The following is a 16,361-nucleotide window of genomic DNA, read 5'->3' as shown; positions in this document are numbered from 1 at the left end:
GATCGTCACCGCAGCTGGGCGCTGAGCAGCGACCGCGCCTCGACCAGCGACGGTCCGTACCAGGTGAGATGGCGCCCGGACACACACTTCGCCGGCCGGGTGAATGCTTCTGGCCCATCGGTCGGTGAAAAGGCATAAGGCTCATCCGGCAACACCACGATGTCGTAGTCGGGTAACACGTCCGGGTCGATCCGCGGATAACGTTCACCGGCATCACTCAGCACGTTGTCGACGCCGATCCGGGACAACAGATCACCCGCGAACGTGTCCCGTCCCAACGCCATCCACGGCCGCCGCCAGATCGGTATCACGGCCCTTCGGCGCATTCCGGCGTACGGCGAACTCCACACCGTCCGCGCATCACGTAACCAGGCCGGCACGTCGCCGATGATCGCGGACAGCATGCGGTCGAGTGAGTCGAGTGATTCGGCGACCGTCGTCGGTGCGGTCACCCAGACCGCGATTCCACTCGCGCGCAACGCGTCGAGATCGACGGCGCGATTCTCTTCGGCGTTCGCGAGTACGACGTCGGGTGCGAGCTCGCGGATGCGTTCGAGATCGGGATTCTTGGTGCCGCGAACACGCGCTACGTCGAGGTCCGCGGGATGTGTGCAGTAGTCGGTCGCACCAACGATCAGCGACGCGTGTGTGACCGCGATCGACTCGGTCAACGACGGCACGATACTCACCACGCGCGTCACGTCGACGGGCAGTGTGACGGTGTCTTCGAGGTCGTCTCGAGCACTCCGCATCGGTCTGTACCACCTCACGTTCGCAGGACGTTGCCGACGACAACACTCGCCGATTGCACCGTTCGGCACGCAGTTTGTGCGCGTGTCGCCAAGAAATTCTTGAGCACCTCAGGCATGCTCGGACCGCGACGGAATCCCTTCTGCACAAGGATTTTCGGCATTTGCCCACCGCTTTGCGGCTCACACGCCTTAACCTGCGAACGTTTCGGGTGCTTTACGTAGGCACCAAGTGTTGTCATCATCATGACGACGAGGAATCCACCGTGGTTTTCCTCAGCCGCACCAAGGAGGCAGAGTGCCAGCCAAGAAGGCAGCCGCAGGGAAGGCGACAGCCAAAAAGGCTTCTCCCGCCAAGAAGACTGTCGCGAAGAAGACCACTGCAGCGAGGACGACGTCCACGCGCAAGGTCAGCGCAGCGAAGAAGACAGTGACGAAGAAGGTGAGTGCGGCAAAGACGACCGCCGCCAGGAAGACGGTGGCGAAGAAGGCCCCGGCCAAGAAGGCCACCGCGAAGAAGACTGTCGCGAAGAAGGCCCCGGCCAAGAAGGCTCCGGCCCGCAAGACCGTCGCGAAGAAGGCGCCGGCGAAGAAGACCACCGCCAAGAAGACGACCACGACGGCGAAGCGGACGGTGGCCAAGAAGGCGCCCGCGAAGAAGACGGTCGCGAAGAAGGCCCCGGTCAAGAAGGCTCCGGTCAAGAAGACCGCCGCCACGAAGGCGCCCGCGCGCAAGGTCGCGGCGAAGAAGGCCCCGGTCAGGAAGACCGCCGCCACGAAGGCGCCCGCGCGCAAGGTCGCGGCGAAGAAGGCGCCGGTGCGGAAGGCCGCCGCGAAGAAGGCGCCGGCCCGCAAGGCCCCGGCCCAGCGGGTCACCCGCTGAAGCGGACGTCCGCGCGACGTCGACTGACACCAAACACCAAGGGGCACCACCGGCCATCGGTGGTGCCCCTTGCTGCACAACCAACCACAACCATCGCGCGCAGCGGGGTGTGGTGTGTTGCTTTGTCAGTCGTCGTTCCACTTGGGGTCGTTGTCCCAGGCCTCGTTGCGTTCTTCGACCTTCTCCAGCGCCCGCGCGGCTTCTTCCGGGGAGCTGTACGGGCCGAGCCGGTCGCCCGACTTCGCCCCCGAGTACGGCTCGACCTTGCCGGTCTTGGTGTTGTAGTACCACTCGTTGCTGTGATCGTCGCTCATCTGGATGACCACCTCCTGGGAGTCTTGTCGCAGCTCACTAGAATGATCTCACCATGTCGACTCTCACTCCCGGCATCATCTCGCCGCGCCGCGAAGTACCCGCCTCCATCCCGCGCCCCGAATACGTCGGCAAGCCGGCCCCGACGCCGTACGACGGTTCGTACGTGACGGCGCCCGAAGTGGTGGACAGGATGCGGGTCGCGAGCAAGCTGGCCGCGCAGGCGCTGCAGGCGGTCGGTGCGGCGGCGAAGCCGGGAGTCACGACCGACGAGCTCGACAGGGTCGGCCACGAGTACCTGATCGAGCGCGGCGCGTACCCGTCGACCCTCGGCTACCGCGGCTACCCGAAATCGCTGTGCACCTCGGTGAACGAGGTGATCTGCCACGGCATCCCCGACGACCGCCAGCTCGAGGACGGCGACATCGTCAACGTCGACATCACGGCGTTCCTGGACGGCGTGCACGGCGACACCAACGCGACGTTCCTGGTCGGCGATGTGGACGAGGAGAGCCGGCTGCTGGTCGAGCGCACGCAGGAGGCGCTGAACCGCGGCATCAAGGCGGTCAAGCCCGGACGCCAGGTCAGCATCATCGGGCGCGTGATCGAGTCCTACGCCAAGCGCTTCGGGTACGGCGTGGTCCGCGACTTCACCGGCCACGGCATCGCGACCTCGTTCCACTCCGGCCTGATCATCCCGCATTACGACGACGAGCGCTTCGACGACGTGATCGAGCCCGGCATGACGTTCACCATCGAGCCGATGCTCACCCTGGGCACGTACGACTACGACCTGTGGGACGACGGCTGGACCGCCACCACCAAGGACAAGTCCCGCACGGCCCAGTTCGAACACACCCTGGTAGTCACCGACACCGGCGCCGAGGTCCTCACGCTGCCCTGAACATCACGCCGCCACTGAGCACGCTCATCTGGCGGGCATCGTGGCACCGTGCGAGGCCGAGAAGTGGCCGAGCGTCGGCGCCGACCGTGCCCACTGGTGAGGTGTACCCACCTCGAGCGGCATGGTCACCGGTTGGACGCCGAGTTGACGAAGGCGGCAAGGTCCTCGGACTGTTGCAGCCGGGATTCGTCGTGGACGTACATCATGTGGCCGGCCGCGTAGTACTTCGTTTCGATGTTCGCGACCAGTTCGGCGGGGAGCTGCAGGCGGGCCAGGGTGTTCTCGGTGGCGAAGTACGGCGTGGCGCCGTCGTAGTGACCCGATGCGACGTGGAGCTTCAGATGCGGGTTGGCGCGCATCGCTTCCGCGAGCTTCTCGGCGACGGTGATCTGCTGGCCCTCGAACTCCTTGAACGACCAGTTCTTCGCGGCCTCGAAGTTGAGGATCTCGTAGGGCAGGTCGTTCTGGTAGCCGAGCTCCATCCGCACGTAGTGGTTCAGCGCCGCCGTGTACGGCCCGATGATCGCCGCGAACGACGGGTCGTTGCCCTGCTTCTCACCACCGGAGTCCGCGTCCCAGCCGACGAAGCGGCCGTCCAGCCGGCCGACCACCTGCCGACGTGACCGCAACAGTTCGGCGAAGAAGCGCATGTGCTCGATCCGCAGGTTGACCCGGTCGATGTAGTCCTCGCTCAGCCCGGTCAGCGCGGCCAGCCTGGTGACCACCTCGGCCCGGTAGTCGGCCGGGATCCGGTTGCCCTGGGCAAGCGCATTCGGATACCGCCCGGCCGCGAACCGCTCGGCGTCCGCGAGCACTTCATCGAGAGAACGGTCCGGGACGAGACCGTGATAGTGCGCGATCGCGGCGTACGACGGCAGGAACAGCGTGTACGGCAGATCGTTGCCCGGCGTGAAGTCGAGGGTGCCGAACTCGAGCACCGCGGAGATCAGCATCACCCCGTTCAGGTACATGCCGTACCGCTGCTGCAGGTGCGACGCCAGCCCGGCGGCGCGCGTCGTCCCGTACGACTCGCCGGCCAGGAACTTCGGCGACATCCACCGCCCGTTGCGCGAGGTCCACAGGCGGATCACCTCGCCGACCGACTCCAGGTCGCGGGTGAACCCGTGGTACTCCCCCGGCTTCTCCCCTTCGACCGCCCGCGAGTATCCGGTCGACACCGGGTCGATGAAGACCAGGTCGCTGTGCCGCAGCAGCGTCTCGGCGTTGTCGACCAGCCCGTACGGCGGGGGCGCGAGCTGACCCGCATCACCCGACACGACGCGGCGCGGACCGAGCAACCCGAGGTGCAACCAGATGCTCGACGAGCCCGGCCCACCGTTGAACGCGAACGTCACCGGCCGGTCGGCAGCGTCCGCGTCGTCCAGCGTGTAGGCGGTCAGGAACACCTCGGCCTTCGGCTGATGCCCGTCGAACTTGCCGTCGGTGAGCACCTCCTGCCGCAGCACGATCCGGCCGGTACTCGCGGTGTACTTCAGTTCGCGGCCCTCGATCGTCAGTGAGTGCTGCGTCGTCACCAGGTCGTCCACCGGCTTCTTCGGTTCTGCCGTACTGGACGGGGACTCGGTGCTCTCATCCTTGGCCATGTCGAGCACCCTAATCCAAGCGTTCAACCATTAGCGTGGGGACTATGGCGACGATTCTGCATATCGCGTTCGTGGAGCAGTGGGAGGCGGCTCGGGAGGCCGGTTGTTATCGGTGGTCGACGCGCGGGACAAGCCTCGACGACGGCGCGACGTTCATCCATGCGTCCCGCCCGGAGCAGGTGGCCGTGGTGGCGAACTTCGTGTACGCCGACGTGACTGAGCCGCTGTGCTTGCTCGTGATCGACACCGAGCGCTTGGTGTCCGCCCTGTGTGAAGAGCCGGTGGGCGACCAGATGTTCCCGCACATCTACGGACCGCTCAACCTCGACGCGGTGGTCGACGTACGGCGCTATGAGCAGGGCGCCGACGGGCGCTGGCCGGCCGTGACCGCGCAGGCCGTATCCTGAGAGCAGGAACGGGTCGGTCGGGCGATCGCGTCGCCCGCGACAGCGGGCGCCGAGGAAAGTCCGGACTCCACAGGGCAGCGTGGTGGGTAACACCCACCCGGGGCAACCCGCGGGACAGTGCCACAGAGAACAGACCGCCAGCGGCTCCGATGAACCCCGTGGTTCATGGGAGTGCGGGTGAGGGTGAAACGGTGGTGTAAGAGACCACCAGCTCCGCAGGTGACTGCGGAGGCTCGGTAAACCCCACGTGGAGCAAGGCCAAGAAGGACGGTGGGCAACCACCGCCCGCGCGAGCGTTCGAGGGCTGCCCGCCCGAGCTCGCGGGTAGGCCGCTGGAGGTGCCCGGCAACGGCCACCGTAGATGGATGATCGCCACCACAGAATCCGGCTTACAGACCGACCCGTTCCTCCGTCCGAGGCGCTCCCCGGACAGCCGACTCTCGGGGGCTGGGACACCTCCTGGGGCGTTGAGACAAGGAATAACCTGTCTCAGCCCACCAGGACCTGTCCCAGCCCCTCAGAGAGCGGGACGACAAGCCTCCGCGGGCGCGCGCTAGAACCAGTCCGCCTAGTGGCAGTGGTCGTCGTGGGTTGGTTCGGGGATTCGGCCGGCTGGCTTCTCCCAGGGTTCTTGGCGGCCGAGGGCGGTGAGGTCGAGGGCGGTGGGGGTGAAGGTCATGGCGTCGGGGCCGCGGCCGTACGTGGAGTAGGTGTGGTGGATGGCTTCGCCGACGCGGAGGAAGCAGCTGAGGCCGTGGAGGTCGAAGGGCTGTTGCGTCTGGGTGTGACCGTTGTCGGGGTGGACGTCCCACTCGGCCTTGGTTCGGTAGTTGTACTCGAACGGCAGGACCGACTCGTCCAGCGTGACGTGGTAGTCGTAGTTGAAGTCGCTGCCGGACGACGAGTACCACGGGAAGTTCCAGCCGCGCTTGGCCCGGTAGGCGGCCAGTTTCTCGTACGGCGCCCGAGACACCAGGGCGAACGTGGTGGTGGTGCTGTGGAGGTACTCCAGCGACCCGATCTCGTCCACGAAGCCGGTGCAGTTCGGGCAGCCGGCGTCCCACTCGGGCTGGAACATGAAGTGGTAGACGACCAACTGCATCCGGCCTTCGAACAGGTCCGCCAGGCCCACCGAGCCGTCCGGTCCGGTGAAGACGTACGGCTTGTCCACCAGGACCATCGGCAGTTCGCGACGCCGCGTGTTCAACGCGTCCCGCCGCTTGGTGAACTCCTTCTCCTCGGCGAGCAGCGCCTTACGCGCGACCAGCCACTCGTCCCGGGACACGACATCCGGAAGGTTCATCCCAACTCCTCCATCGATCAGCACTGATACCGGGGACGTCGGAGCCCATCTCCCGCTTTCGACACAAGGTCGTGTCGGGACCACCAGACATGACCTCCGTGGTGGCACGCTTGGACTATGGCGCGCAGAGGACTCCGCCGGATGCGCACGGGGATCGTGATCCTGGTGCTCGTCGCGCTGCTCGCGGGCGCCGGGTACGCCGGCTGGATCATGGTGAAACGGTCTGAGCCGGTATCGCTCCCCGAGCCGACGGGGAACTTCCAGGTCGGGCGGCGTGGGTTCGAGTGGACCGACACACCGCGCCGCGATCCGTTCGCCGACGGTCCGCGGAAGCTCTCGGTCTGGCTCTGGTACCCGGTCGCCAAGGGCACGACCGGACGCAAGGTCGAGTACGCCCCGGACCTCTGGAGCGGGCTACACCTGAAAGCGCCGCTGTCGTTGTTCCAAGGACCGTTCGACACGCTGGAGGATCGCGCGCTGGATCGCGTCGCCATCGCGCCCGGGCGCTTCCCCGTCGTCGTGCTGATGCCCGGGATGGGACTGTCCGCGCCGATGTACGCGAGCCTCGCCGAGGATCTCGCCAGTCACGGCTACCTGGTCGCCGGCGTGACACCGACGTACAGCGCGAACCTCACCGTGCTCGGCGGGCAGCCGATCGGGAGCAAGGAGGCGGCCAACCCGCCGAACCTCGGCGACAGCAGCGAGCAGGCGCAGAACGTCGGCGATCATCTCGTCGGCACCTGGGCCGCCGACGCGCGTTTCGCGGCCGGCATGCTGGCCAAGCAGTTGCCGGCCAGCGTCGAGACCGGGCTCGGCACGTCGTACGTCGGCCACTCGTTCGGCGGCGCGGCGTCACTGGAGGCGTGCCGGCTCGACCCGCGCTGTGCGGCGGCGGTCGATCTGGACGGCAGCCAGTTCGGTGACGTGGTGACCAAGGGCGTGCGGGCGCCGATCATGCTGCTCGGCGCGGACGACTCGTGCATCACCAGCGTGTGCGGCCCGGACGCCAAGAACGACGCGGACCGCAACCGCGCCCTCTCGTTGCTCAAGGCAAGCACTGGTACGTCGTGGTGCGCGACCGTCCCCGGCAGCCGGCACTTCAACTTCACCGATTACGGCGCCTACTACCTGGCGTACCCGCTGCGGAAGTTCCTGCCGCTGGGCAGCGTCGGCCCCCGCCACGCCCTCACCGTGCAGAACGGCTACATCACCACCTTCCTGTCCCACGCCCTCTACAACACTCCGGCTCCCGGCGCCCCCGCCTGCGCGACCTAACTTTCCGGCCATCGCTGACCACGGACACGCTGCCGCTGAACGGCGAGTAGCTCACAGGTCGAGCTCGTACGTCTGCCCGACCAGGCTCTGGCCCCACATTTCGTGGGGTTCGGAGCCGGTCAGTCGGAACCCGCGGGACAGGTAGATATGCCGAGCCGCGACCAACGGCTCGTTGGTCCACAGGACCATCCGTTTGTAGCCGGCCGCGCGGGCGAACGCGAGACAGATGTCGACCAGCTCCGCTCCGAGGCCGAGACCGCGCGCGGCCGGCGTCACGAGGAGCAGCCGCAACTGGGCCGTCGTCTCATCCGGACCCCGCACGCAGAAGATGCTGCCGGCCCGCTCCCCGTCCACCTCGGCGATCCAGGCGGCCTCACGCTCGTCGTCATGCTCGGACGCGTACGCCGAGACGATCTGCGCGATCAGCACCTCGTACGACGGACCCCACCCGTACTCGGCTCCGTAGATCTCGGCATGCGACTGCACCACCCACCCGAGGTCTCCGGGCGTCCCCAGCTTCCTGATCAGTTTCGTCATCACCCTGCCCGTTCTACTGACACGACTGTTTCAGTGAGCGATACTAGCCCCGTGCCGACCACGAAGCCAGCTCCTTCCGCGCGCCAGCTGGAACTGCTGGAGCGCGCGTACGCCTACTCGCTCACGCACGGGCTGGCCGACCTGTCGCTGCGTCCGCTCGCCACCGCGATCGGCTCGAGCCCGCGGGTGCTGCTGTTCCTGTTCGACAGCAAGGACGGCCTGATCCGCGCCCTGCTCGCCCGCGCCCGCGTCGACGAGCTCGAACTGCTCCGCCAGCTCGACGAGCGGTACGACGAACCGCCCGGGCTGACCGTGGTCGCGCGGGAGCTGTGGACCTGGCTGGCCGCGCCGGAGCGCCGGCCGCTGATGACGTTCTGGGTCGAGGCGTACGGGCGGTCACTGGTCGCACCGGACGGCCCGTGGGTGGATTTCGGCCGCTCGACCGTCGACGACTGGCTGGAGCTACTCAAGGCCAGTCAGCCGGATCCAGGATCCGCCGCGGCCGAGGCACGGCGTACCGGCGTGCTCGCGATGCTGCGGGGTGCGCTGATCGACCTGCTCGCGACCGGCGACCTCAACCGCACAACCGCGGCCGTCGACGACTACCTGGCCAGAACCTAACGTCCGAAGATCTGAGGGCTATGACCCACAGATCTTCGGACGCAACGGGCTAGGCGAGTTCGAAGGCGATCGTGCGCTTGGCGATGTCGGCCTCGACGAGTTTGACGCGAACCGCCTGACCGAGCGGCAACGGCGCCGTACCGGTGATGCGGCCTTCGACGGCGAGCGTGGTCAGCGCGACGATGCCACGCGTGTTCTCGCGGTCGTCGACGTCGGTGATGACACCGTCGAACTCGGACCCGATCTTGTCGGCCACCAAGCCGGCCTCGACCATGCTGACGATCGAGCGGTCGTACGCGTGCGCCCGCCGGTCTGCCTCGTCCATCACCTTCGGGATCTCGTCCATCGACTCGCGCACCCAGGCCGGCACCTCAGCCCCGGCGGACAGCGCGAGGCAGATCTCACTGGTCCACCGATCCACCAGTCGCCGCAGCGGCGCGGTGACATGCGCGTACTCCGCCTTCATCGCGGCGTGCTCGGGTTTCGCCGGCACACTCCCCGAGAACGCCGTGTACCCGGCGCCGCGGAACAGCACCGTGCACGCCGCCAGCATCGCCGCGTGGGCCGGCACCTTCGGATCCAGTGCGTGGATGAATGCGGCGTACGACGTCTCGTCCGGCCAGGCGAGCCCGAGAGCCTTGGCGGTGTTCCCCAGCTTGCGCCGCAGGTCGTCGTGCGACTCGGGCAGCGTGCGCAGGATGCCGATCCTGCCCTTCATCATCAGCTCCGCGGCGGCCATCCCGGTGAGCAACGAGATCTGCGCGTTCCAGCCCTCGACCGGCAGCGGCGCGCGGAACTCCAGACCCCAGCCGTGGTTGGAGGTGACGACCTCCTGGTCCGGGATGGGCAGATTGACGCCGCCGCGGTCGAGCTCACGCTGCTCGCGGAGCTTGCCGACCTCGCGGAGCAACTGCAGGGACTCCGGCGCGTTGCCGGCGTCGAGGTCCTTCTGCACGCCCGCGTAGTTCAGCTTGGCCCGCGACTTCACCAGCGCTCGCTCGCACACCACGCCAGTGCCATCGCCGGACGCGTCGACCGTGATCGTCCACAGCACCGCGGGACGCACCTGGTCGGGCAACAGCGACGCCGCGCCCTCGGACAGCTCCGGCGGGTGCAGCGGGGTCCGCTTGTCCGGTGCGTAGAGCGTCTCGCCGCGGCGGCGCGCCTCGGCGTCGATCGGGTCACCGGGCTGGACGAAGGCGGCGACGTCGGCGATCGCGTAGTACACGGTGTAGCCATCGCCGGTCCGCTCGATGTGCAGCGCCTGGTCGAGGTCCATCGAGTCCGGAGGATCGATGGTCACGAACTCGATGTCGGTCCGGTCGAGCTCCGGCAGCCGCGGACTCTTCACCGCCTGCAGCGCCGCCGCGACCACCTCGGCCGGGAACTCCGCCGGCACCTCGAGCTCACGCCGGATGTCCTGCAACGACGCCCGGAACACCTCGGGAACGTCCTCGGCGAAATGCACCCTTTGCAGCGGCACGTGAGCTCTCCGTCCTTCTCAGCGTTGTGCTGAGGTCAGACTAGCGAGGGTTGCACGTTGAACGAACGCAATGACGCGAGGTCGTCGGCGTACCAGTGGATCTCGGTCAGCGTTGCCGGGCGCAACTCCATCCGGAACAGCGACGACATCGGGGCCTGCAGCACCGACCGGACCATCAGCTTGATCGGCGTGACATGGGTGACCACGACCACGGTCTTACCCGGATACCTGGCCAGGATCGCGTCCCGCGCGGACCGGGCCCGCCGCGCGCAGGTGTCGAACGACTCGCCGCCGGGCGGCGCGACCGCGGTCGACTCCAGCCACGCGTTCATCGCGTCCGGCCACTTCTGCTGGATCTCGGCGAACGTGTGCCCGTCCCAGTCGCCGAACGCGACCTCACGCCAGCCGTCGTCCACGACCGCGTCGAGCCCGAGCCGCTCGGCGACCACGGCCGCCGTCTCCCGCGTACGCCGCATCGGCGACACCACGAGCGCGTCGACGCCACCGATCCGGGACAGATACTCCGCGGCCGCCTGGGCCTGCAGCCGACCGGTCTCACTCAGCCCGGGGTCGTCACCGCCGGAACCCGAGAACCGCTTCTCCGCGGTGTGCGGGGTCTCGCCGTGCCGCAGGAAGATCAGTTGCGTCGGCGGTTCGGCCTGCGCACCCCAGCCCTGCAACGCCTTCTGCAGGTCCGACGGCTCCTGGGTCACCGCCGGTCCCGGTCCGGGAGCCTCCGGCTTCAGCGGGATCGGCACGCCGTCGAGCGCCATGTTCGCGAGTGCGTCGGCCGCGGCGTTCTGTGCCCGCGGCACCCAGGTCCACTCGGTCCCGAACGGCGCCAGGCCCTGCGCCTTGATCGCCAGCGGCTGCAGGTCCGGGTGCTTGATCTTCCATCGGCCGGCCATCTGCTCGATGACCAGCTTGGAGTCCATCCGCACCTCGATCGAGGCGTTCGGCGAATACTCCGCGGCCAGTTCGAGTCCCGCAATCAGACCGGAGTACTCGGCGACGTTGTTGGTCGCGATCCCGAGCGTCTTCCCGTCCTGCGCGATCACCTCACCGGTCGCGGGGTCGCGAACGAGAGCGCCGTACGCCGCCGGTCCCGGGTTCCCGCGCGAGCCACCGTCGGCCTCGACGATGACATGGCTTAGACCACTCATGCCGCGCTCTCCGACGTGCGCACGAGGATCCGTCCGCACTCCTCACAGCGCAGTACGGCGTCCGGCGCGGCCGCCTTGATCCGGTTCAGGTCGGACGGCGCGAGCTCCATCCGGCAGCCCATGCAGCGCTTGCCGACCAGCGGCGCGGCGCCGATGCCACCGTTGTGCTCACGCAGCCTCTGGTACTGCGTGACGAGGGCGTCCGGCAGCTCGGCGGCGATCGTGGCGCGCTTGTCGCCGAGCTCGGCCCGCTGCTCGTCCAGCTCCTTCAGCGCGGCGCTGCGGGTGGTCTCCAGCTCGGTCTGCCGGCCGGCGAACGCCTCGGCGCGGGTGCGCAGGTCAGCCTGGACCGCCTCGGCGGCCTCCAGCTTCTCCATCACCTCGAGCTCGGCGTCCTCCAGGTCGGAGATCCGCCGGTCCAGCGACCCGATCTCGTGCTGCAGGTTCTCCAGATCCTTCGGCGAGCTGATCTGACCGGAGTCGATCCGCTGCTGGTTGCGCACCTTCCGCTGCCGAACCTGCTCGACGTCGGTGTCGGCCTTCTTCTGCTCCCGCTGCAGGTCGCTGACCTCGGTGTCGGCGGTGACCAGGTCGTGATCGACGACGGTCTTCTCCGCGACCAGTTCGGTCAGGGCCTGGTGCTCGGGCAGCGATTTGCGCTTGTGCGCGACCTGATCCAGCTGCAGGTCGACATCCTGCAGGTCCAGCAACCGGCGTTGGACGGCGGGCTCGGCGTTCAGGATCGGCTCCTTAGCTCGTTCAGTTGTGTTCATGCCGCGGAATCAGAGCCGCAGGTTCCACGCATCCGTGCGGAGCGTCGAGATGTGAGTGTCCACGGTACTGCCTTGCGCTGCCAAGCTTTCGACCAGGAGGCGCTCCGCGTCCCGCAGCCACGGCCACTCGCTGGCCCAGTGTGCGACATCGATCAGCGCCGGACCCTCGTCGTACGCCCGGGCCTCGGTCGCGGGGTGATGCCGGAGATCGGCAGTGAGATAGGCGTCGACGCCGGCGGCACGGACTCGCTCGAACTCCGAGTCACCCGCTCCCCCGACCACGGCGACGGTCTCGATCGTCCGCTCCAGATCCCCGGACACCCGTACGCCGTGCTCCGTCTGCGGAAGGCTCTCCGCAACCAACCGGGCGAAGTCCGCGAGCGGCAGCGGCTCCGGGAGTACGCCGACGCGCCCGCCACCGCGCTCACTCGGCAACTGCGCCAGCTCGTAGAGGTCGAAGGCCGGCTCTTCGTAGGAATGCGCGGTGACCAGCGCCTCGACGACACCTCGGCGCTTGCGGCGCGGCAGGATCATCTCTAGGCGCTTCTCCGGTACGACCTCGATGTCCCCGACCTGACCGATCGCCGGGTTCGCACCCTCGAGCGGCCGGAAGGTTCCTTCGCCGACTCCGCTCCAGGCGGCCCGGTCGTAGTCACCGATCTGTCCGGCGCCGGCCTTCGCCAGCGCATCGATCATTGCCTGCGTCTCGTCGACCGGCACGAACACCACGAGCTTGTCCATCGGCTCGGACGGCAACGCCTTCAGCGGCCGGGTGTCCCGCAGGCCGAGGGCCGCTGCGAGCGCGTCGCTCACGCCGGGGTTCGCGTTGTCGGCGTTCGTATGGCAGACGTGCAGTGCGGTGTTGCTCCGGATCAGGTCGTGCACGATCCGGCCCTTCGGCGTGGTCGCGGCCACGCTGTTGACCCCGCGCAGCAGGAGCGGGTGGTGGGTGACGAGGAGATCGAAGTCGCCCTCGATCGCCTCGTCCACCACGGTCCGCATCGGGTCGACGGCGAACAGGATCCGTCGTACCTGCTGCTCCGGATCGCCGGTGACCAGCCCGACCGCGTCCCAGGACTCCGCCCAGGCAGGGTTGTAGAGCCGGTCGAGGACGGCGATCACATCAGCAAGCGTGGGGGTCACGACCCCCATCCTGCCGCATCAGATCAGCCAGGCAGTGGTGTCACTCGGGAGCTTGTCGCCCTCCAGCGGACCGCTCGACAGGACCACCGCGGCGTCGGGCAGCTCGACCGGCGCAGCACCGAAGTTCGTGACGGACTGCCAGCCGCCGGGCCGGGTGAAGTGCAGGACCCAGTCGGTGCCCTCGACCCAGCTCAGTGAGTTGCTGGCCTGAAGACCCCGGCGTACGGCGAGGGCCTTGCGGTACAGGCTGAGCGTCGAGTCCGGATCGCCCACCTGCGCCTCCACCGAGTACGCACCGAACCACTTCGGCTGCACCAGATGCGAGCCACCGGAGCCGAAGCCGAAGGACAGTCCGCCGACGGTCCACGGGATCGGCACCCGGCACCCGTCGCGACCCTTCTCGGCACCCTTGGACCGGAAGTACGCCGGGTCCTGCAGGTTCGCCGCCGGCAGTTCGCCGACCTCCTGCAGACCGAGCTCCTCACCCTGGTACAGGTACGCCGATCCCGGCAGCGCCAGCATCAGCAGGACCGCGGCCCGGGCGCGGCGCGATCCGAGTGCGACGTCGTTCGTCGGGTCGGTTCCGTCGCTCAGCAGCCAGTCCTTGCCGTCCTGCCAGCCGCCCTTCGGGTTCTTCGGCAGGCCGTACCGGGTCGCGTGCCGGACCACGTCGTGGTTCGAGAACACCCAGGTCGAGGACGATCCGTTCTGCTCGGCCAGCGCGAGGTTCTCCTCGATCACCCGACGGAACTTCTCGTACTCCCAGTCGGCCTGCAGCAGGTCGAAGTTGAAGGCCTGCCCAAGCCCGTCCGCACTGGCGTACCTGGCCCGCCGCGCCGCCGGTACGAACGCCTCGGCGACGGCCGACCGGGGCGGGTCGTACTCGTTCAGCAGGTTCCGCCAGTCCCGGTAGATCTCGTGGACGCCGTCCTGATCCCACAACGGGTGCTCGCCGTTCGACTCGGACTGCCGGGGCAGCGTCGTCTTCGACGGGAAGGGCTCGGACAGGTCCTTCACCAGCGCGCTCGCGACGTCGACACGGAAGCCGTCGACCCCTCGATCCGACCAGAACCGCAGTGTCTGCAGGAAGTCCGCGCGGACCTCCGGGTGCTCCCAGTTCAGGTCGGGCTGCTCGGCCGCGAACATGTGCAGGTACCACTGCCCGTCGTCGGTCCGCGCCCAGGCGGATCCACCGAACACCGACTCCCAGTCCGACGGCGGCTGGTCGCCCTCGCCGTCGCGGAAGATGTACCGGTCCCGGGCGGGCGTGCCCTTGGCGGCCGCGAGCGCCTCGGTGAACCACTCGTGCCGGTCGGAGGTGTGGTTCGGGACGATGTCTACGATCAGCTTGATGTTCGCGGCATGCAGCGCCTCGACCAAGTGGTCGAAGTCCGCCAGGGTGCCGAGCCGCGGATCCACGTTGCGGTAGTCGTCGACGTCGTACCCGCCGTCCGCCAGGGCGGACGGGTAGAAGGGGCTCAGCCAGACGGCGTCGATGCCGAGCTCGACCAGGTACGGCACGCGGCTGATGATGCCCGGCAGGTCACCGACGCCGTCGCCGTTGGAGTCGGCGAAGCTGCGCGGGTAGATCTGGTAGACGACGGCCTGCCGCCACCAGTCGGGGTCGGTCGTCTGCGGACTGGTCACGTTCGCCTCACTCGAGTGTCAGTCTTGCGCGGTTGTTTATATAGGCTCTAAATTTAGATTCTGCAGTATTCTGCGCGCGGATTCACGATCAGGTCAAGGGGCTTCTTTTTCATGGCGAAACCACCGGCTGCACCGCCCACGGCCACGCCGCCGATGCTGCGCCGGGTGAACGCGGGGAAGGTGCTCGGCGTGCTCACCCGCGCCCGGGTGATGACCGGGACCGGCCTGATCGAGGCGACCGGTCTGACCCGGGCGACCGTGCACGCGGTCTGCAACGACCTGATCTCGATGGGCTGGGTGGTCGAGCACGATCCGGGCCGCAACGACGCCTCCGTGGGCCGGCCGTCGCGGCGGTTCGAGTTCAACAGCCGCGCGGGCTACGTGCTCGGCATCGACATCGGCGCGGCCAGGACCACGGTCCTGGTCAGCGATCTGCGTGGCGAGACGATCGCCAAGGCCGGGCAGTCGGTCGCCGGAGCGCAGAGTCCCGGTGAGCGGACCGAGATCGTGCACGAGACGATCGTCGAGGCGCTGGCCGCCGCGGAGATCGCCAACGACCAGGTGCTCGCGGCCGGTGTCGGGGTCGCGGCGCCGGTCGACCGGGACGGGAACATCCTGGTCGACGACGAGTTCTGGCGGCGCTTCGACGCAGGATTGGCCACGCGGCTGACCGACCTGCACGGCTGGCCGGTCCTGCTGGAGAACGACGCGAACCTGGCGGCGCTCGGCGAGCACTGGCTCGGCGTCGGGCGGAATGTCGCCGATCTCGCCGTACTGCTGGCCGGTGAGCGGTTCGGTTCCGGGCTGATGGACTCCGGCCGCCTGCTTCACGGCAGCCGCGGCGGTGCCGGCGAGATGGTCTACCTCAAGCTGGTCGAAGGTGTCGGCGACACCCACGGCATCGCCCGGATGGCCCGCGAACAGGGCGCCGCGGCGGTCGCCGACCCGGCCGTCGGGACCGCTCTGCGCGAGCTCGCCGGTGACCGGCCGGTCACCGCGGAGCTGGTGTTCGCCGCCGCCGAGGCCGGCGATGCGGTTGCCCTAAGCATCCTTCAGCACGTGGCCGGGCGGACTGCCCGGGTGGTGGCGACGCTCGGCATCCTGTTCAATCCCGAGCTGGTCGTCCTCGGCGGTGCGGTCGCCGAGGCGGCCCAGGCGCTCCTCCCGGACATCGAGAAGCACCTGGCCGGTTTCACCAGTACGCCGCCGCGCGTCGCCGTCTCGTCTCTCGGCGAGGCGATCGTCTCGGTCGGCGCGGTCCGCCACGCCCTCAACTACGTCGAGCACCAGGCGCTGGACCTGCAGCTCAGCTGCCGTCCCGAGTGAGCGCCCGCCGACCCGGCCATGAGCCGGGCGGGGGTTGCCGGGTCGCCTTGTGCATGGGTCAGCCATGCCGGTGGGGACACGTGCTCGTGGGTGGAGACAGGAAATAGCGGGTCTCCTGCTCATTGTGTGGGTGGTGGCCGGCCTGCCGCGTCCTGGTCAGAGGCCGGACCCGGATCCGGTGAGACAGCTGGCGGTGGGCCGAGACACGCAATACCAGGGCCCCGGCCACCA

Annotated in this window: 16 protein-coding genes and 1 other RNA gene; 7 read left to right on the top strand and 10 right to left on the bottom strand. The window is 68.4% G+C overall.

Going from position 1 to position 16,361, the window contains the following annotated elements:
- Positions 1-5 precede the first annotated feature (5 nt).
- A complete protein-coding gene (locus OG555_RS28030; protein ID WP_329475533.1) occupies positions 6-752 on the bottom strand; it encodes a helical backbone metal receptor in 747 nt (248 codons plus the stop codon).
- 295 nt (positions 753-1,047) lie between these two features.
- On the opposite strand from OG555_RS28030, the gene OG555_RS28025 reads away from it, so the two are divergent.
- A complete protein-coding gene (locus OG555_RS28025) occupies positions 1,048-1,632 on the top strand; it encodes a histone H1-like repetitive region-containing protein (protein WP_329475532.1) in 585 nt (194 codons plus the stop codon).
- 125 nt (positions 1,633-1,757) lie between these two features.
- Here the strand turns inward: OG555_RS28025 and OG555_RS28020 are convergent, their stop codons facing one another.
- On the bottom strand, positions 1,758-1,946 hold the full coding sequence (locus OG555_RS28020) for a hypothetical protein (RefSeq protein WP_328522093.1): 189 nt from the start codon (positions 1,944-1,946) through the stop codon (positions 1,758-1,760).
- A gap of 53 nt (positions 1,947-1,999) precedes the next feature.
- On the opposite strand from OG555_RS28020, the gene map reads away from it, so the two are divergent.
- The gene (map, locus tag OG555_RS28015) at positions 2,000-2,848 is read left to right on the top strand and encodes a type I methionyl aminopeptidase (RefSeq protein ID WP_328522094.1); all 849 of its coding nucleotides are present in this window, start codon (positions 2,000-2,002) and stop codon (positions 2,846-2,848) included.
- A 125-nt stretch (positions 2,849-2,973) separates the two neighbouring features.
- Here the strand turns inward: map and OG555_RS28010 are convergent, their stop codons facing one another.
- Positions 2,974-4,452, bottom strand: a complete 1,479-nt coding sequence (locus OG555_RS28010; RefSeq protein ID WP_329475531.1) for a S10 family peptidase — start codon at positions 4,450-4,452, stop codon at positions 2,974-2,976.
- 44 nt (positions 4,453-4,496) lie between these two features.
- Here OG555_RS28010 and OG555_RS28005 point away from each other — a divergent pair, with 44 nt between their 5' ends.
- Together OG555_RS28005 and rnpB are read left to right on the top strand one after the other, a co-directional pair.
- Positions 4,497-4,859, top strand: coding sequence for a DUF952 domain-containing protein (locus tag OG555_RS28005; RefSeq protein ID WP_329475530.1), 363 nt, complete (start codon positions 4,497-4,499; stop codon positions 4,857-4,859).
- A gap of 9 nt (positions 4,860-4,868) precedes the next feature.
- An RNA gene (gene rnpB / locus OG555_RS28000) (RNase P RNA component class A) lies at positions 4,869-5,267 on the top strand.
- Between the two features lie 160 nt (positions 5,268-5,427).
- On the opposite strand, the gene OG555_RS27995 is transcribed toward rnpB, so the two are convergent.
- Positions 5,428-6,162 carry a DUF899 domain-containing protein gene (locus OG555_RS27995; RefSeq protein ID WP_329475529.1) on the bottom strand — a complete coding sequence of 245 codons (735 nt, stop codon included), beginning with the start codon at positions 6,160-6,162 and terminating at the stop codon, positions 5,428-5,430.
- Between the two features lie 117 nt (positions 6,163-6,279).
- Between OG555_RS27995 and OG555_RS27990 the strand changes: the two genes are divergently transcribed.
- Positions 6,280-7,437: an alpha/beta hydrolase family protein gene (locus OG555_RS27990; protein WP_329475528.1), complete on the top strand. Its 1,158-nt coding sequence runs from the start codon at positions 6,280-6,282 to the stop codon at positions 7,435-7,437.
- A 51-nt stretch (positions 7,438-7,488) separates the two neighbouring features.
- On the opposite strand, the gene OG555_RS27985 is transcribed toward OG555_RS27990, so the two are convergent.
- Positions 7,489-7,974 carry a GNAT family N-acetyltransferase gene (locus tag OG555_RS27985; protein ID WP_329475527.1) on the bottom strand — a complete coding sequence of 162 codons (486 nt, stop codon included), beginning with the start codon at positions 7,972-7,974 and terminating at the stop codon, positions 7,489-7,491.
- Between the two features lie 51 nt (positions 7,975-8,025).
- Here OG555_RS27985 and OG555_RS27980 point away from each other — a divergent pair, with 51 nt between their 5' ends.
- Positions 8,026-8,595 (top strand): TetR/AcrR family transcriptional regulator, encoded by a 570-nt coding sequence (locus tag OG555_RS27980; RefSeq protein WP_329475526.1) that lies wholly within the window; start codon positions 8,026-8,028, stop codon positions 8,593-8,595.
- A gap of 49 nt (positions 8,596-8,644) precedes the next feature.
- Here the strand turns inward: OG555_RS27980 and OG555_RS27975 are convergent, their stop codons facing one another.
- The 5 genes from OG555_RS27975 to OG555_RS27955 are packed head-to-tail and all read right to left on the bottom strand — an operon-like array spanning position 8,645 to position 14,804.
- Positions 8,645-10,078: an RNB domain-containing ribonuclease gene (locus OG555_RS27975; protein ID WP_329475525.1), complete on the bottom strand. Its 1,434-nt coding sequence runs from the start codon at positions 10,076-10,078 to the stop codon at positions 8,645-8,647.
- Positions 10,079-10,113: 35 nt separating this feature from the next.
- Positions 10,114-11,241 carry a bifunctional RNase H/acid phosphatase gene (locus OG555_RS27970; protein WP_329475524.1) on the bottom strand — a complete coding sequence of 376 codons (1,128 nt, stop codon included), beginning with the start codon at positions 11,239-11,241 and terminating at the stop codon, positions 10,114-10,116.
- On the bottom strand, positions 11,238-12,014 hold the full coding sequence (locus tag OG555_RS27965) for a zinc ribbon domain-containing protein (protein WP_329475523.1): 777 nt from the start codon (positions 12,012-12,014) through the stop codon (positions 11,238-11,240). The genes OG555_RS27970 and OG555_RS27965 overlap by 4 nt, the downstream gene beginning before the upstream one ends.
- Positions 12,015-12,023: 9 nt before the next feature.
- Positions 12,024-13,157, bottom strand: a complete 1,134-nt coding sequence (locus tag OG555_RS27960) for a Nif3-like dinuclear metal center hexameric protein (protein ID WP_442914451.1) — start codon at positions 13,155-13,157, stop codon at positions 12,024-12,026.
- Between the two features lie 18 nt (positions 13,158-13,175).
- Positions 13,176-14,804 carry a glycoside hydrolase family 13 protein gene (locus OG555_RS27955; protein ID WP_329475521.1) on the bottom strand — a complete coding sequence of 543 codons (1,629 nt, stop codon included), beginning with the start codon at positions 14,802-14,804 and terminating at the stop codon, positions 13,176-13,178.
- Between the two features lie 111 nt (positions 14,805-14,915).
- Here OG555_RS27955 and OG555_RS27950 point away from each other — a divergent pair, with 111 nt between their 5' ends.
- Entirely contained in the window at positions 14,916-16,130 is a 1,215-nt protein-coding gene (locus OG555_RS27950) for an ROK family transcriptional regulator (protein ID WP_329475520.1), read from the top strand.
- Positions 16,131-16,361 lie beyond the last annotated feature (231 nt).

Source organism: Kribbella sp. NBC_01484 (assembly GCF_036227145.1).
GTDB lineage: Bacteria > Actinomycetota > Actinomycetes > Propionibacteriales > Kribbellaceae > Kribbella.
Note: the sequence above shows the minus strand (reverse complement) of the source record. Positions and strands in the feature narration are given on the sequence as shown.

Bases quoted from the DNA above. Each gene is read 5' to 3' on its own strand.
- OG555_RS28020 (WP_328522093.1), bottom strand. From the start codon at position 1,946: ATGAGCGACGATCACAGCAACGAGTGGTACTACAACACCAAGACCGGC.
- OG555_RS27995 (WP_329475529.1), bottom strand. From the start codon at position 6,162: ATGAACCTTCCGGATGTCGTGTCCCGGGACGAGTGGCTGGTCGCGCGT.
- OG555_RS28030 (WP_329475533.1), bottom strand. From the start codon at position 752: ATGCGGAGTGCTCGAGACGACCTCGAAGACACCGTCACACTGCCCGTC.
- OG555_RS27970 (WP_329475524.1), bottom strand. From the start codon at position 11,241: ATGAGTGGTCTAAGCCATGTCATCGTCGAGGCCGACGGTGGCTCGCGC.
- OG555_RS27965 (WP_329475523.1), bottom strand. From the start codon at position 12,014: ATGAACACAACTGAACGAGCTAAGGAGCCGATCCTGAACGCCGAGCCC.
- OG555_RS28010 (WP_329475531.1), bottom strand. From the start codon at position 4,452: ATGGCCAAGGATGAGAGCACCGAGTCCCCGTCCAGTACGGCAGAACCG.
- OG555_RS27990 (WP_329475528.1), top strand. From the start codon at position 6,280: ATGGCGCGCAGAGGACTCCGCCGGATGCGCACGGGGATCGTGATCCTG.
- OG555_RS27950 (WP_329475520.1), top strand. From the start codon at position 14,916: ATGGCGAAACCACCGGCTGCACCGCCCACGGCCACGCCGCCGATGCTG.
- map (WP_328522094.1), top strand. From the start codon at position 2,000: ATGTCGACTCTCACTCCCGGCATCATCTCGCCGCGCCGCGAAGTACCC.
- OG555_RS28005 (WP_329475530.1), top strand. From the start codon at position 4,497: ATGGCGACGATTCTGCATATCGCGTTCGTGGAGCAGTGGGAGGCGGCT.
- OG555_RS27985 (WP_329475527.1), bottom strand. From the start codon at position 7,974: ATGACGAAACTGATCAGGAAGCTGGGGACGCCCGGAGACCTCGGGTGG.